The sequence below is a fragment of the Ferrovum sp. JA12 genome (genome assembly GCF_001431705.1).
Taxonomy (GTDB): Bacteria; Pseudomonadota; Gammaproteobacteria; order Burkholderiales; family Ferrovaceae; genus PN-J185.
The window spans coordinates 473142-487498 of the sequence record NZ_LJWX01000002.1 but is presented as its reverse complement, the minus strand read 5'-3'; the positions used below and the strand labels follow the sequence as shown (position 1 = coordinate 487498).

Below are 14357 nucleotides of genomic sequence, written 5' to 3'. Positions count from 1 at the left end.
AAACTAGGCCAAAGAGTTTAACTTAGTAATACCAAGATAGCCTGTAACTCTTCCACAATCATCTGCTTAGGAATGAACCTCTGTGGCGGAGCAGAGACAGTTTTTCTCTTTTTCTCTTCAAGTAACTGCTTGATGGCAATTTTCTCTTCTGGAGAGGATAGAACATGGCGTGCGCCATTGATAGTAAAACCACGATCATAAAGAAGGCTTCTGATGCGACGGATCAGTAATACCTCATGGGGTTGATAGTAACGTCGATTACCACGTCGTTTAACGGGTTTGAGCTGATTAAACTCCTGTTCCCAATAACGCAATACGTGGGGTTTTACTGCACAAAGAGCTCCCACTTCACCAATGGTGAAGTAACGCTTATCAGGAATGGGAGGAAAAGATAACACCTCCTCATTATTAGATGTTGTCGCTGTTACTATCTCCATGACGGTTTTCCACTAAGCCCTTTAGTTTTTGACTAGCATGAAAAGTCACCACTCGGCGAGCTGAGATGGGAATCTCTTCACCGGTTTTCGGGTTTCTACCAGGACGCTGTGGCTTGGTGCGTAGCTGGAAGTTACCAAACCCCGATAATTTAACCACGTCTCCCTTTTCAAGAGCTATCCGTATTTCTTCAAAAAAAGTATCTACTAAGTCCTTAGCTTCACGTTTGTTTAGCCCTACTTTTTCAAATAATAAATCAGACAACTCTGCCTTAGTTAGTGTCATGGATCACCTCTTAACGTAATTCCGCCTGAAACTCAGACTTCAATTTTTGCAACACTTTTGTCACTAATAAATCTATATCAATGTCAGTTAAAGTTTTTTCAGTATCTTGCATAACTATACGAAAAGCAAGGCTTTTTTTACCTTGTGGCACTCCAGGTCCACGATATAAGTCAAACAAAAACAAATCTTGTATAGGGGGAGCAATAAGCGGCTTGAGAGTGGCTAATAGAGTTCCCACAACCACCTTATCCTCTACTATTACCGCTAAATCTCTGGTAACGGGTGGGTATTTTGAACTCTCACGATAGCTAGGTAGCTTATTTAAATTAAGACTATCAAGATCTAACTCAGCTAACAAACAGCTTTGTGGCAATCCCAACTGTTTCACCAACCTCGGGTGTAACTCGCCCAAATAACCCACGGCCAAATCACCGATAAAAATCCGTGCCTGACGGCCGGGATGTAGACCTTTATGTTGCGAGGCGTCAAAACTCACCTCTTGCCCATGTAGCAGGGCTTCTACATCAGCTTTCATATCATAAAAATCAACGGTTCGACTTTTTTCACCCCATTGATCATTCAATTGTTTACCGTACGCCAACAACGCCAGTTTTTTAGGTTGCTCAATCTTACCGGATTCCTCTTTGTAAAAGCATCTGCCCATTTCAAACAGACGAACGCGCTCCACTTGTTTAGCCAGATTAACCGCTAAAGCCTGCAATAAGCCTGGCCAAATACTAGTGCGCATCACACTTAAATGACTAGCAATAGGATTAATCAAGGTTAAAGATTCTTGCTGAGGGTCAGTAAAACAAGCCTGCCACTCTTCACTGATAAAACTGTAACTAATTGCCTCTTGGTAGTCACGGGCCACCAATTGCTCCTGCAATTTATACTCCAGCTGCAATGACGCAGGCTGACTATACATTTTCAATTCACCCACAGCAGGCAACTCAGGAATATGATCATAACCAATGAGGCGAGCAATCTCTTCGATATAATCTTCTTCAATAGATAAATCAAAACGATAGGAGGCGGGAGTTACCTCCACATCCTCTCCTTTTTGCTCGGCTTTCAAACCCAGTCTCGTGAAAAGGTCCAGTATCAAGGCCTGGGTAACGTGCATACCCAACACGCGCTCCACCCGCTTAACTCTAACCAAACATGAGGGACGGGAAGGCAGAGTACTAATATGTTTAATTAACGGCAGTGCCTCACCACCACAAATCTCAATTAATAGGGCCGTGGCACGCTCTATGGCATGCACGGTATAAGCAAAATCAACACCCCGCTCAAAACGATGGGAGGAGTCCGTGGAAAGATTAAAACGCCTTGCTCGCCCAGCAATGGCCTGCGGTGTAAAAAACGCCGCCTCAAGAAAAATGTGTCGACTATTCTCGGTTACGGCACTCTCTAAACCACCCATAATGCCAGCGATAGCTAGAGCTTTCGATTCATCAGCAATCACTAACACATCATTCGACAAACTAACCTGTTGCTCATTTAATAACACCAAGGGTTCTTTGTCATGGGCCCAACGCACCACCACTGCCCCCTCAATCTGTTGGTCGTCAAAGGCATGCAAGGGTTGCCCCGTCTCTAATAACACGTAATTGGTAACATCCACCACAACGCCATGGCTCTTGATACCTGAGCGCTGCAGGCGCTCTACCATCCATGGTGGGGTAGCGGCGGTTGGATTGGTCAGATTAATTTGCCGCCCCACATATTGTGGGCAGGCTTGAGGTACCTGATTAATCACCTCCCTGGTTATTGCATTAAGGGGTTCAACAAGAGTAAACACAGGGGGGGTAATCGCAAGATTGGTCAGTGCCGATACTTCCCTTGCAACCCCCAGTAAACTCAAGCAATCAGCACGGTTAGGGGTCAATTTTAAAGTCAAGACCTGATCGTCGAGTCGCAAACTCTCACGAATATCCTGCCCCACCTTGGCCGCAGGATCCAACACCATCAAACCATCGGCTTCCTCTTTTAAACCCAACTCTTTCTCAGAGCACATCATGCCAAAGGAAGCAACGCCACGTAGCTTAGCTTCCTTAATTTTAAAGTCTCCGGGCAGTATGGCCCCCACTGTAGCGCAGGGAGCCTTCATACCCACCACCACATTACTCGCACCACACACAATTTGTAACGGGCTCTCTCGCCCCACATCCACAGAAAGTACCTTGAGGCGATCTGCTTCAGGATGCTTGTGGGCACTTAACACCAACCCCACCACCACCCCGGAAAAAGGAGGAGCCACCGATTCAAGGGCCTCTACCTCAATACCTGCCATAGTGAGTGAGTGAGCAAGCTCAGTGCTTGTCCAGGGATAATTAATAAGGGTTTTTAACCAGGATTCAGAAAATTTCATTTAAAATCAATTAAATTGCGTTAAAAACTTCAAGTCGTTTTCAAAAAACACTCGTAAGTCATTGACTCCGTAGCGTAACATTGCTAAACGCTCAACTCCTAAACCAAAGGCAAAGCCCACATAGCGCTCCGTATCAATGCCCAAGGGCGCTAACACATTGGGGTGGACCATTCCGCATCCTAATACTTCCAACCAACCTGTATGGGAACACACACGGCAACCCTCACCATGACACATGACACAGCCAACATCCATTTCCGCAGAAGGTTCGGTAAAGGGGAAAAAAGAAGGTCTAAAACGAGCTTTTAGTTCTTCCTGTTCAAAGAATCGACGCATAAACTCAATTAAAGTAGTTTTAAGGGAGCTAAAGGTGACACTCTCACTAACCCACAATCCTTCCACTTGGTGAAACATAGGGGTATGGGTCATATCCGAATCACAGCGGTACACCCTACCCGGCACAATTACTTGGTAGGGGGGCTGACGCTTTTCCATGTAACGCACTTGCATGGGAGAAGTATGAGTTCGTAGCACATGATTAGCATCAAGATAAAAGGTATCATGCATAGCCCTTGCGGGATGATTTTCCGGAATATTGAGGGCCGTAAAGTTATAATAATCGGTCTCAATTTCAGGGCCCTCAGCCACCTCAAAACCCATGGCAGAAAACAAGTCGCGAATGCGCCGAATAGTTAAGGTGACAGGATGCAGGCCACCTACCCCATGACCACGTCCGGGTAGCGTAACGTCTAAGGCCTCAGCAGCCAATTGCCGATCCAATTCCAATTGAGAGATTTTCTCTCTTTGCATCCTGAGAGCTTCTTCAATGGCAACTTTTACTTGATTAATTTCAGCGCCGCGTAGAGGACGCTCCTCTGGAGAGAGTTTTCCTAAAGCCTTGAGATGCTCAGTTAATAACCCGGTTTTACCGAGATATTTCGCCTTACACTCCTCTAGCAAAGCCGGGCTTTCTATGGCACTCAAGGAGGCCAGAGCCTCCTTGAGTATGGTGTGCAGTTCTTGCATAGATTGTTGACACCCGGTTACCCGGGCGCATTGATAAGTTTAATGAGCCAAGGACGCCTTAGCGGTATCCACCATTTTCATGAAGGCTGGCTTATCAAACACAGCGATATCAGCCAACACTTTACGGTCAACTTGAATCTCTGCCTTTTTCAAACCATTCATGAAGGTACTATATTTCATACCACACTCACGGGCTGCTGCGTTAATCCGAGCAATCCACAATACACGGAAATCACGTTTACGACGACGACGGTCACGATAGGCGTACTGCCCTGCTTTCATGACCGCTTGTTTGGCAATACGGTAAACGTTATTGCGACGACCGCGATAACCTTTGGCTTGAACTAAAACTTTCTTGTGACGGGCATGAGCCGTAACACCACGTTTAACTCTTGGCATTGCGCTCCTCCTTTATGCGTAGGGCAACATGGCTTTCACTGAAGCCACATTGGTTGAATGAATTTCGGCGGTACCACGTAACTGACGTTTATTCTTAGTGGTCTTTTTTGTCAAAATATGACGTTTGAACGCTTGTGAGCGCTTGATGCTGCCGCTTCCGCGCACTTTAAAGCGCTTGGCTGCACCACTTTTGGTTTTCATCTTGGGCATTACCCATCTCCTTATTTTAACCAGAACAGGTGGTTAGGAACCCCCTAACACTTGTTAACCTAGAACGGCCTTATGTACAACTTTCCTACAACTTGATACTAAACCGAACCACCGCTTTGGGTTGATTCAGTAGGGGTGTCCTTGGGCTTAGGAGCCTTAGCTTCTTTAAGCAATTCTTTTTTCTTGGGCGCGAGGACCATCACCATTTGTCGTCCTTCCATTTTAGGAAACTGTTCCACCACTCCGTGGGCAGACAAATCGGCCTCTACCCGCTTTAGAAGATTAAAGCCCAATTCTTGGTGACTCATTTCACGTCCTCTAAAACGTAAAGTCACTTTGGTTTTATCGCCTTCGCTCAAAAAACGAATTAAGTTTCTGACCTTAATAGCATAATCGCCATCATCGGTACCAGGACGAAATTTAATTTCCTTTACCTGAATTTGTTTTTGCTTTACTTTTGCTTCATGTAGTCGTTTGCTTTCACGATATTTATACTTACCGTAATCCATCAACCGACACACGGGAGGAGCAGCGTTAGGAGCAATTTCAACCAAATCAACGGTTGCCTCTTCAGCCAGGCGTAAGGCCTCAGCTATTTTTACAATCCCTAACTGCTCACCTTCTATTCCAACAAGCCTTACCTCAGCGAGACTAATTTCGCTGTTAATCCTTAATTCTTTAGATTGAATGATGGTCAAACTCTCCTAAAAAAAACAATCACGTTGCCCACTCAAAGGGTGTGCAACACTAAAAGGTCTTCACGAACAGGGATTCTTGCTGCAGTAGCGCCAATAAAGCCTCTTGCGTCATAATTCCCAAGTCTTTGTCAGCGCGACCCCTCACAGATACTGTCTGCGACGCCATCTCCTTGTCACCAACAATAATTTGGTAAGGAACCTTATCCATACTATGGGCTCGTATTTTATAGTTTATTTTCTCATTACGCAAGTCTGCGATGGCCCTGAAGCCTTTTTCTTTCAAGGTGTTAACCAATTCTTCCGCATACAAAGCCTGATTTGAAGTAATAGTCGCCACCACCACCTGAACGGGCGACAGCCACAGAGGCATCGCTCCGGCGTAATGCTCAATCAAAATACCAATAAATCTCTCAAGGGATCCTAAAACAGCACGGTGCAACATGACGGGTACTTGTTTGGAGTTATCTTCTGCCACATACTCAGCACCAAGGCGCCCGGGCATAGAAAAGTCTGCCTGAATGGTGCCACACTGCCAGGTTCTACCAATACTGTCGCGCAAATGAAACTCGATTTTAGGACCATAAAAAGCCCCCTCCCCAGGCAACCGCTCGAAGTGAACTCCCGTACTCTGCAGAGCGTTTTCTAGAGCGCTCTCGGCTTTATCCCAAATGGCATCAGAGCCCACTCGCTGGGCGGGTCGAGTAGCCAATTTATATTGTATATCATCAAAACCAAAGTCTTGATATACCCTCTGTAGTAACTTAATAAAAGCCAACACTTCCGCTTGAATTTGTTCCTCAGTACAAAAAATATGGCCATCATCCTGGGTGAAAGCGCGCACCCGCATCACCCCATGTAATGAACCAGAAGGTTCGTTACGGTGACAGGAGCCAAACTCTCCATAACGTAGGGGCAATTCCCGGTAACTTCTTAACCCTTGATTAAATACTTGCACATGACCTGGGCAATTCATGGGTTTAATGGCAAAATCCCGTGCCTCAGACTCCGTGGTGAACATATTCTTCTGAAAGTTTTCCCAGTGACCAGATTTCTCCCATAGGGTTCGGTCAAGAATTTGGGGGCAACGAATTTCTTGGTAACCGTTGTTACGGTATACCTGACGCATATATTGCTCTACCGCCTGCCAGAGAGCCCACCCCTTAGGATGCCAAAATACCATCCCCGGGGCTTCATCCTGAATATGAAACAAATCCAGCTGCTTACCTAAACGACGATGATCTCTTTTTTCCGCCTCTGCAATTCTAAAAAGATAAGCCTCAAGATCTTCTTTTTTAGTCCAGGCGGTGCCATAAACGCGGGTGAGCATTTCATTCTTAGAATCCCCACGCCAATAGGCACCAGCCACGTGAGTGAGTTTAAAGACTTTTAATTTACTCGTTGAGGGCACATGGGGACCACGACACAAATCCACAAATCCACCTTGCCGATACAGCGATAAAGTTTCAGTGGAAGGAATACTGGTGATGATTTCAGCCTTGTAGGCTTCCCCCAATCCTTTGAAATAATTGATGGCCGCATCACGTTCCATCTCTTCGCGCTGAATCTTAAAATCCTGGTTAGCCAGGATTGCCATACGCTGTTCAATTAACTCAAGATCCTCAGTGGTAAAAGCTCTTTGGTAGGAGAAATCATAGAAAAAACCATTTTCAATAACAGGACCAATTGTCACCTGCGCTTCAGGAAATAATTCTTTAACGGCATGGGCTAATAAATGGGCTGTGGAATGACGGATAATCTCTAAACTTTCGGGATCTTTGTCCGTGACAATAGCAAGCTGCACATCGTGATCAATGGTGTGCGACAAATCAACCAAGCGACCATCCACACGACCAGCAAGCGCCGCTCGAGCGAGGCCAGAGCCAATGTTAGAGGCCACCTGAGCCACCGTCACTGAGTGCTCAAAGGAGCGTACGGAACCATCTGGTAAATGAATATTTATCACTGTTTCATGTCTGAAAAGATTGGTAGGCGCGATTGGACTCGAACCAACGACCCCCACCATGTCAAGGTGGTGCTCTAACCAGCTGAGCTACGCGCCTAATAAAACCATAGATTCTATCTGTTAATCTTGTTTCACGCAATCAACATAGAAACGAGCCACCCCATCCACCACCACTTTTGATAAACCATGAACGTCGGTTTCAAAGCCTGGGAAGCGTTCATTAAAGGCGTGAGCGAACTTTAAATAACGCACAATGGTGGCATTAAAGCGCTCCCCTGGAATCAGTAACGGAATACCGGGAGGGTAAGGAGTTAACAATACTGCCGTGATCCGGTCTTCCAGGTGATCCAAGGGTACTCGCTCAATTTCTCGATGGGCCATTTTAGCAAAAGCGTCGGCAGGCTTCATGGCCGGTACCATGTCTGACAAATACATCTCGGTGGTTAAGCGAGCCACATCATTATCGCGATAGACCTCATGAATTTTATCGCACAGCTCTTTCAACCCCCATTTCTCATAACGGGGATATTTGGCTACAAACTCAGGTAGTACGCGCCATAGGGGCTGGTTACGGTCATAATCATCTTTAAATTGTTGCAACTCCGTTACCATGGTGTTCCAGCGCCCCTTAGTAATACCGATAGTGAACATAATAAAAAATGAATACAGACCTGTTTTTTCAACTACCACACCATGCTCTGCCAAATACTTAGTGACCACCGCAGCGGGAATACCTATCTCATGGAAATCTCCTCCCACATCAAGTCCTGGAGTGATCACGGTGGCTTTAATGGGGTCCAGCATATTAAAGCCCTCTGCGAGGTCACCAAAACCATGCCAACGGTCATTGGGTTTCAGCAACCAATCCTCTTGGCTACCAATCCCCTCTTCGGCGAAATGCTCAGGTCCCCACACTTTAAACCACCAATCCGCTCCCCATTCTTCATCCACTTTACGCATGGCACGCCTAAAATCTAAGGCTTCCTTAATGGACTCCTCAACGAGGGAGGTTCCCCCGGGAGGCTCCATCATCGCCGCAGCCACATCGCAGGAGGCAATAATGGCGTATTGCGGGCTCGTTGAGGTGTGCATCAAATAAGCCTCGTTAAAGGTGTCACGGTCGAGCTTTCTCGTTTGCGAGTCCTGCACTAAAATTTGGGAGGCTTGACTTAATCCTGCCAAGAGTTTGTGGGTAGACTGGGTTGACATGACCATTGAATGCTCACAGGGCAACCGATCGCGACCAATAGCATGCATATTTTTATAAAAATCACTGAAGGAGGCGTGCGGCAACCAGGCTTCATCAAAATGTAGTGTATCAATGCGGCCATCTAACATGGTTTTAATAGTTTCTACATTATAAATAATCCCATCATAGGTGCTTTGGGTAATGGTGAGCACACGCGGGGGCGCGCTATTTTGTTTAGCAAAGGGGTTAGCAGCAATTTTCTTCTGGATATTCTCAGGCGTAAATTCAGATAAAGGAATAGGACCAATAATGCCATAGTGATTCCGAGTGGGCATTAAAAACACCGGCACCGCGCCAGTCATCATAATGGCATGCAATACTGACTTGTGGCAGTTTCTATCCACCACCACCACATCCCCCGGTGCCACCGTTGAATGCCAGACAATCTTATTCGAGGTGGAAGTACCATTGGTCACAAAGAACAAATGATCGGCATTAAAAATACGGGCAGCATTTCGCTCTGAGGCGGCAACAGGCCCCGTGTGATCCAATAATTGTCCTAATTCATCCACCGCATTACACACATCAGCACGCAGCATATTCTCGCCAAAGAACTGATGGAACATTTGCCCCACTGGACTTTTCAAGAATGCCACGCCACCTGAATGACCAGGACAATGCCAAGAATATGACCCATCTGAAGCGTAGTGAGTGAGTGCTCTAAAAAAGGGAGGCGCTAGAGAATCTAAATAAACCCGGGCTTCTCTCACAATATGTTTGGCCACAAACTCAGGTGTGTCCTCAAACATATGAATAAAACCATGTAATTCCTTTAATACATCATTGGGGATATGGCGTGAGGTTCGCGTTTCACCATATAAAAAGATAGGGATATCCGCATTACGCCAACGTACCTCTTGGACAAAGGCACGCAGATGTTTTAGAGCCGATTCCATTTCCCCAGCTGAGCCCGCACCGAACTCTTCATCATCGATAGATAAAATAAAACTAGAGGCCCGGCTTTGCTGTTGGGCGAAGGAGGTCATGTCACCAAAACTCGTCACTCCAAGTACTTCCAACCCTTCGTTTTGTATGGCATCGGCTAAGGCTCGCACACCAAAACCACTGGCGTTCTCAGACCGAAAATCCTCATCAATGATTACCACCGGAAAACGGAATTTCATAGTTTCTCCCTAATTAAGGCCGGATTATAGAACGCCACTAAGAATTAAGGGGATTTTTTTTAAGTTCATCCCCCCATGTCTTGCGTAAGCTTAATTTATTTAGTTTGCCAGTGGCCGTATGGGGCAGTTCCTTCACCATCAATACTCGATCGGGAACCCACCATTTAGCGACATGCTGTTGAAGATGATTCAGGAGCTGCTCGGTATCAATGTCCACCCCCGCCTGCGGCACAATAAAGAGCAAGGGGCGCTCTCCCCAATACTCATGCTGAGCAGCGATCACTGCCGCCTCGGCCACACCATTAAAAGTGGAGGCGATTTGCTCCAGAGTGAGGGAGCTTATCCATTCTCCGCCACTTTTAATCATATCCTTAGCACGGTCAGTGATCTGCATAAACCCAGCCTGATCAATGGTGGCCATGTCACCGGTAGCGAGCCATCCCGCTTTAAGAGGTGACTGATCGTTCTGATAGTAAGCCTGACACACCCAATGCCCCCGTACATACAGCTCACCCACCGCCTTGCCATCCTGAGGCAACTCTTGGCCTCCCTCATCGACTATCTTCATGTCCGCGCCATAGAGAATCCGCCCTGATTTGGTTAACCATTGTAGTCTCTCTTCATCACTCATCTGGTGTTGAGAATATTTAGGTTGCATCAAGGTGACCACAGGGCTCGTTTCTGTCATGCCCCAACCTGGCATAACACGTACCCCTCTTTGTTCAAAAAATTGAATAATGGGTAATGGGCATTGTGCACCACCCACACCGAGGCGCTCTAAATGGGATAGGCTCTCCTGAGTGTGCTGCAAGTGATTGATTAACCCCTGCCACACTGTGGGTACTCCCGCGGTGACAGTGACCTCCTCTTGCTTTAACAGCGTAGCTAAATGAGCTCCTCCTAACTCATGTCCTGGCAACACCAGTTTAGCGCCCACCATGGCAGCAGCATAGGGTATCCCCCATGCGTTGGCATGAAAAAGAGGCACCACGGGTAATACGCTATCGCGCGCTGACAACCCTAAAGAATCAGGCAACGCCACGGCAAAGGCATGCAGCACCGTGGAGCGATGGGAATACAACACGCCCTTTGGCATACCAGTGGTGCCTGAGGTATAGCACAAACTGGAGGCATCATTCTCTTTTAGCTGTGGCCATGACCAAGCACCAGGCTCCACGGCCTTCAGTAATTGTTCATAATTTAAGGTGTTATAGCGACTTGATAAAACAGAGCTATCCTGATCCATCACCACGAGGCTAAGGGCTTCGTTATTGAGCTTTAACTCCTCCATCAGCGGCATAAACTGCTTTTCAATGAAAATCAGTTTATCCTCGGCGTGGTTGATAATTAAACTAATTTGTTCCTTAAAGAGTCTGGGGTTAATGGTATGACATATTGCTCCTATGCCTGAGATGGCATAGTAGGCCTCAACATGGCGATGGGTATTCCAGGCTAAGGTGGCTACTCTATCGCCTGGTTGTATCCCGTGCTTGATTAAGGCTCTGGCTAATAATTGGCTACGCTCGTGTACTTCCCGCCAATTGCTGCGATACATCGTGCCATCCGCTTCCTTGGACACAATAGGTGTATCAGCGTGGTGTTTGGCTGCGTGCTCAATTAACGAACTGATTAATAGGGGTGAATGCATCATCAGGCCAAACATGAAAGGGCTCCTAAAACCAACAAATCAAATGAATAAAGCATCATCAGAGGTTATAATAGTAAACTATGAATGATAACCGTTTAGCCTTTAAATTAGTGGACCAATTAGAGCGGCCCCTAAGAGATCTGCGTATTTCAGTAACCGACCGCTGTAATTTTCGTTGTAGCTACTGTATGCCGCGCGCCGTATTTGGTCAAAATTACCCCTACCTTCCGCGCCCTGACATTCTGAGCTTTGAGGAGATTGCCCGCGTCGGTCAAGTGTTTAGCACGTTGGGTGTTAGAAAAATCCGCTTAACCGGTGGAGAACCTTTACTCAGAAAAAACCTCGAACAACTGATTAGTCAATTATCTCTGTTACCTAACGTGGAAACCGCTCTCACTACTAATGCATCATTGCTCGCCAAAAAAGCCTATGCCTTAAAGGAAGCGGGGCTCAATCGGCTGACCGTCAGCCTTGATGCGCTCGATAACGCCACTTTTCAATTAATGAGTGACGCTGACTTTGATGTGGAAGATGTGCTTCAGGGCATTGAAGAGGCTCATAGGGTGGGTTTTGAGAACATTAAAGTGAATTGTGTGATTAAACGTGGCGTTAACGATCATGCGCTAGAAGATTTAACGCGCTATTTCAAAGGCACCGCCATCACGGTACGTTTTATTGAATACATGGACGTGGGTTCCACCAACAACTGGCACGCCAAAGAAGTGGTTCCTGCAAAAGAGATGAAGGAGACCATAGAGCGCATGTTTCCCCTTAAAGATGGGGAGCAAAGCTATCCTGGAGAAGTGGCAAAAAGTTATCGCTATGAGGATGACAGCGGCAAAGTGGGGTTCATCACCTCGGTCACCCAACCCTTCTGTGGCGATTGCACCAGAATTCGTTTGTCTACGGACGGTAAACTCTATAGCTGTTTGTTTGCTACCACAGGCTTTGATCTGCGCCAACAACTCCGCAGTGGGGCGAGTGATCAGGCTCTGTCAACGATGATTATTGCTTTGTGGCAAAAACGATCCGATCGCTATTCCGAGCTCAGGCAAATCGCTAGCGGAGAAAAGAAAAAAATTGAAATGTCCTACATTGGTGGCTAGAGTATGAACATAACAGGTTGCGTTCTCTCGGGTGGACAAGGCTCAAGAATGAGTGGGGAGGATAAGGGTTTAGTGCTGTTTCAAGAGCGTCCCCTCATCGCTCATGTATTGGATAGATTAAAGCCCCAGGTGCAGCAAATTATCATTAACGCTAACCGCAATCTAGAGCGCTACCGGGCATGGGGTTACCCAGTTGTTGAGGATGAAGTTGATCTCTACTCAGGACCCTTAGCTGGTATAGAGAGGGGGTTGGCAATGGCTACTACACCTTGGGTAGCCTTTGTGCCTTGCGACTCTCCTTTTATCCCCTTGAACCTCATTGAGCGGTTGTTTGAAACCTTGATAGCGCAACAGAGTCAATGCGCCTATGTGGTCAGCGCTGAGGGTCCGCAACCCGTGTTTTGTCTACTCAACAAAGAACTCCATGACGATCTCTTAGCAAGCTTAAACGCGGGTCACAAAAAATTAATCGCTTGGTTACACAAGCATTCTTACAGTGAAGTATTTTTTGATCATAATGAGTTTTTTATCAATCTTAACACCCAAGCCCAATTAGAGCAGTATAGCCATGACTAACAACACCTCTCTACCCGCCATCAATAATACCGACGACTATGATCCCAACTCCTTGAGTGTGGATCAAGCCCGCAGTATTATTCATCGCTATTTAAATCCCATCCGACGCATTGAAGAGATTGCGGTCTATGATTCCTTAGAACGGATCACCGCTGAGGATTTAATCGCTCCCCTGAGTGTTCCCTCCAGTGATTACTCCGCCATGGATGGTTATGCTTTTCACAGCGGCGAATTACGCAACCATGATGTCACCTTACGAGTGGTAGGGAGTGTTTTTGCCGGCCATCCCTTTCAGGACAAGGTGCCCCCTGGATGCGCTGTGCGCATCATGACCGGAGCTGTTATTCCAGAATCTCTCGATACGGTCGTCATGCAGGAGCTGGTGGTGCGCGAAGAGGAGATAATTCGTTTTTCCAGTCACGGCATTACCGCCGGTCAAAATATTCGGCGACGAGGTGAGGATATCAGGGAGGGCGCCATCGCCATTCCTCGAGGCACCCGAATCACCCCTGCCCACATGGGACTCATGGCCTCTCTAGGCATGGTGAACCTTAGAGTCTATGAGCCACTTAAGGTAGCCTTCTTCTCCACAGGTGATGAACTGGTTGGCGTAGGGCAGCCCTTACAAAATGGCCAACTATACGACAGTAACCGCTACAGCCTAAAGGGGTTATTAACCTCACTCAGGGTAGAGGCAAGAGACTTTGGTGTCGTGCGAGATGATCCCCAAGCCTTAAAGCAAGTGTTTCATGAGGCGAGTCTATGGGCTGATGTGATTATTAGTAGTGGTGGCGTGTCGGTGGGTGATGCGGATTTCATTAAAAATCTCATGGCCCAGTTAGGTCAAGTGGTGTTTTGGAAGTTGGCCATGAAACCCGGTCGGCCCCTGGCCTATGGCAAAATAAAAAACAGTCACTTTTTTGGACTACCAGGCAATCCGGTGGCGGTGATGGTAACCTTTTATCAGTTTGTGCAGCACGCCCTAGCCTCTCTTGCCGGGCAAGAAATAAGAGAGAGCGTGCCCAAGGTGCGCTATCCCTTAGCAGGGCAAATCAAAAAAATACCTGGGCGCATGGAATTTCAACGTGGCACAGTGTTTCAAAATAGCGCTGGGCAATGGCAGGTAAAAACCACTGGCAATCAAAGTTCTGGCGTATTAAGCTCCATGACTGAGGCAAATTGCTTTATTGTGCTCCCCATGGACAGTGGCTCGGTCAATGACGGAGAGTGGGTCGAGGTTGAGTTATTTCAGGGTATTCTCTAA

General features: G+C 46.9%; 13 protein-coding genes and 1 tRNA gene. 3 read left to right on the top strand and 11 right to left on the bottom strand.

The window, feature by feature from the left end:
- Positions 1-17: 17 nt before the first annotated feature.
- The 11 genes from FERRO_RS07420 to FERRO_RS07370 form a co-directional block, all read right to left on the bottom strand.
- A complete protein-coding gene (locus tag FERRO_RS07420; protein WP_056930238.1) occupies positions 18-437 on the bottom strand; it encodes a MerR family transcriptional regulator in 420 nt (139 codons plus the stop codon).
- Positions 409-720 carry an integration host factor subunit alpha gene (locus FERRO_RS07415; RefSeq protein ID WP_056930237.1) on the bottom strand — a complete coding sequence of 104 codons (312 nt, stop codon included), beginning with the start codon at positions 718-720 and terminating at the stop codon, positions 409-411. Before FERRO_RS07415 ends, FERRO_RS07420 begins: the two co-directional genes overlap by 29 nt.
- A gap of 10 nt (positions 721-730) precedes the next feature.
- A complete protein-coding gene (gene pheT, locus FERRO_RS07410) occupies positions 731-3094 on the bottom strand; it encodes a phenylalanine--tRNA ligase subunit beta (protein ID WP_056930236.1) in 2364 nt (787 codons plus the stop codon).
- A 6-nt stretch (positions 3095-3100) separates the two neighbouring features.
- Complete coding sequence (gene pheS / locus FERRO_RS07405) at positions 3101-4120, bottom strand: phenylalanine--tRNA ligase subunit alpha (protein ID WP_056930235.1); 1020 nt, start codon at positions 4118-4120, stop codon at positions 3101-3103.
- 39 nt (positions 4121-4159) lie between these two features.
- Positions 4160-4519, bottom strand: coding sequence for a 50S ribosomal protein L20 (rplT, locus tag FERRO_RS07400; RefSeq protein ID WP_056930234.1), 360 nt, complete (start codon positions 4517-4519; stop codon positions 4160-4162).
- Positions 4520-4531: 12 nt separating this feature from the next.
- Positions 4532-4729, bottom strand: coding sequence for a 50S ribosomal protein L35 (gene rpmI, locus FERRO_RS07395; protein ID WP_056930233.1), 198 nt, complete (start codon positions 4727-4729; stop codon positions 4532-4534).
- A gap of 98 nt (positions 4730-4827) precedes the next feature.
- Positions 4828-5427, bottom strand: coding sequence for a translation initiation factor IF-3 (gene infC / locus FERRO_RS07390; protein ID WP_056930232.1), 600 nt, complete (start codon positions 5425-5427; stop codon positions 4828-4830).
- Between the two features lie 49 nt (positions 5428-5476).
- On the bottom strand, positions 5477-7390 hold the full coding sequence (gene thrS / locus FERRO_RS07385; protein ID WP_056930637.1) for a threonine--tRNA ligase: 1914 nt from the start codon (positions 7388-7390) through the stop codon (positions 5477-5479).
- Positions 7391-7410: 20 nt separating this feature from the next.
- A tRNA-Val gene (locus FERRO_RS07380) sits at positions 7411-7487 on the bottom strand.
- A gap of 23 nt (positions 7488-7510) precedes the next feature.
- Positions 7511-9763 (bottom strand): arginine/lysine/ornithine decarboxylase, encoded by a 2253-nt coding sequence (locus tag FERRO_RS07375; protein ID WP_056930231.1) that lies wholly within the window; start codon positions 9761-9763, stop codon positions 7511-7513.
- Between the two features lie 37 nt (positions 9764-9800).
- Positions 9801-11426, bottom strand: coding sequence for a long-chain-fatty-acid--CoA ligase (locus FERRO_RS07370; protein ID WP_056930230.1), 1626 nt, complete (start codon positions 11424-11426; stop codon positions 9801-9803).
- A 65-nt stretch (positions 11427-11491) separates the two neighbouring features.
- Between FERRO_RS07370 and moaA the strand changes: the two genes are divergently transcribed.
- Genes moaA through moeA form a run of 3 tightly spaced genes read left to right on the top strand, consistent with a single transcriptional unit; the run spans position 11492 to position 14357 of the window.
- A complete protein-coding gene (gene moaA / locus FERRO_RS07365) occupies positions 11492-12517 on the top strand; it encodes a GTP 3',8-cyclase MoaA (RefSeq protein WP_056930229.1) in 1026 nt (341 codons plus the stop codon).
- Positions 12518-12520: 3 nt separating this feature from the next.
- Positions 12521-13093, top strand: coding sequence for a molybdenum cofactor guanylyltransferase MobA (mobA, locus tag FERRO_RS07360; RefSeq protein ID WP_082601240.1), 573 nt, complete (start codon positions 12521-12523; stop codon positions 13091-13093).
- Positions 13086-14357, top strand: coding sequence for a molybdopterin molybdotransferase MoeA (gene moeA / locus FERRO_RS07355; RefSeq protein WP_056930227.1), 1272 nt, complete (start codon positions 13086-13088; stop codon positions 14355-14357). The genes mobA and moeA overlap by 8 nt, the downstream gene beginning before the upstream one ends.

What these genes read in the sequence shown, in the direction of transcription:
- FERRO_RS07420 (WP_056930238.1), bottom strand. Translation starts at nt 437, where the DNA reads ATGGAGATAGTAACAGCGACAACATCTAATAATGAGGAGGTGTTATCT.
- FERRO_RS07415 (WP_056930237.1), bottom strand. Translation starts at nt 720, where the DNA reads ATGACACTAACTAAGGCAGAGTTGTCTGATTTATTATTTGAAAAAGTA.
- pheT (WP_056930236.1), bottom strand. Translation starts at nt 3,094, where the DNA reads ATGAAATTTTCTGAATCCTGGTTAAAAACCCTTATTAATTATCCCTGG.
- pheS (WP_056930235.1), bottom strand. Translation starts at nt 4,120, where the DNA reads ATGCAAGAACTGCACACCATACTCAAGGAGGCTCTGGCCTCCTTGAGT.
- rplT (WP_056930234.1), bottom strand. Translation starts at nt 4,519, where the DNA reads ATGCCAAGAGTTAAACGTGGTGTTACGGCTCATGCCCGTCACAAGAAA.
- rpmI (WP_056930233.1), bottom strand. Translation starts at nt 4,729, where the DNA reads ATGCCCAAGATGAAAACCAAAAGTGGTGCAGCCAAGCGCTTTAAAGTG.
- FERRO_RS07375 (WP_056930231.1), bottom strand. Translation starts at nt 9,763, where the DNA reads ATGAAATTCCGTTTTCCGGTGGTAATCATTGATGAGGATTTTCGGTCT.
- FERRO_RS07370 (WP_056930230.1), bottom strand. Translation starts at nt 11,426, where the DNA reads ATGTTTGGCCTGATGATGCATTCACCCCTATTAATCAGTTCGTTAATT.
- moaA (WP_056930229.1), top strand. Translation starts at nt 11,492, where the DNA reads ATGAATGATAACCGTTTAGCCTTTAAATTAGTGGACCAATTAGAGCGG.
- mobA (WP_082601240.1), top strand. Translation starts at nt 12,521, where the DNA reads ATGAACATAACAGGTTGCGTTCTCTCGGGTGGACAAGGCTCAAGAATG.
- moeA (WP_056930227.1), top strand. Translation starts at nt 13,086, where the DNA reads ATGACTAACAACACCTCTCTACCCGCCATCAATAATACCGACGACTAT.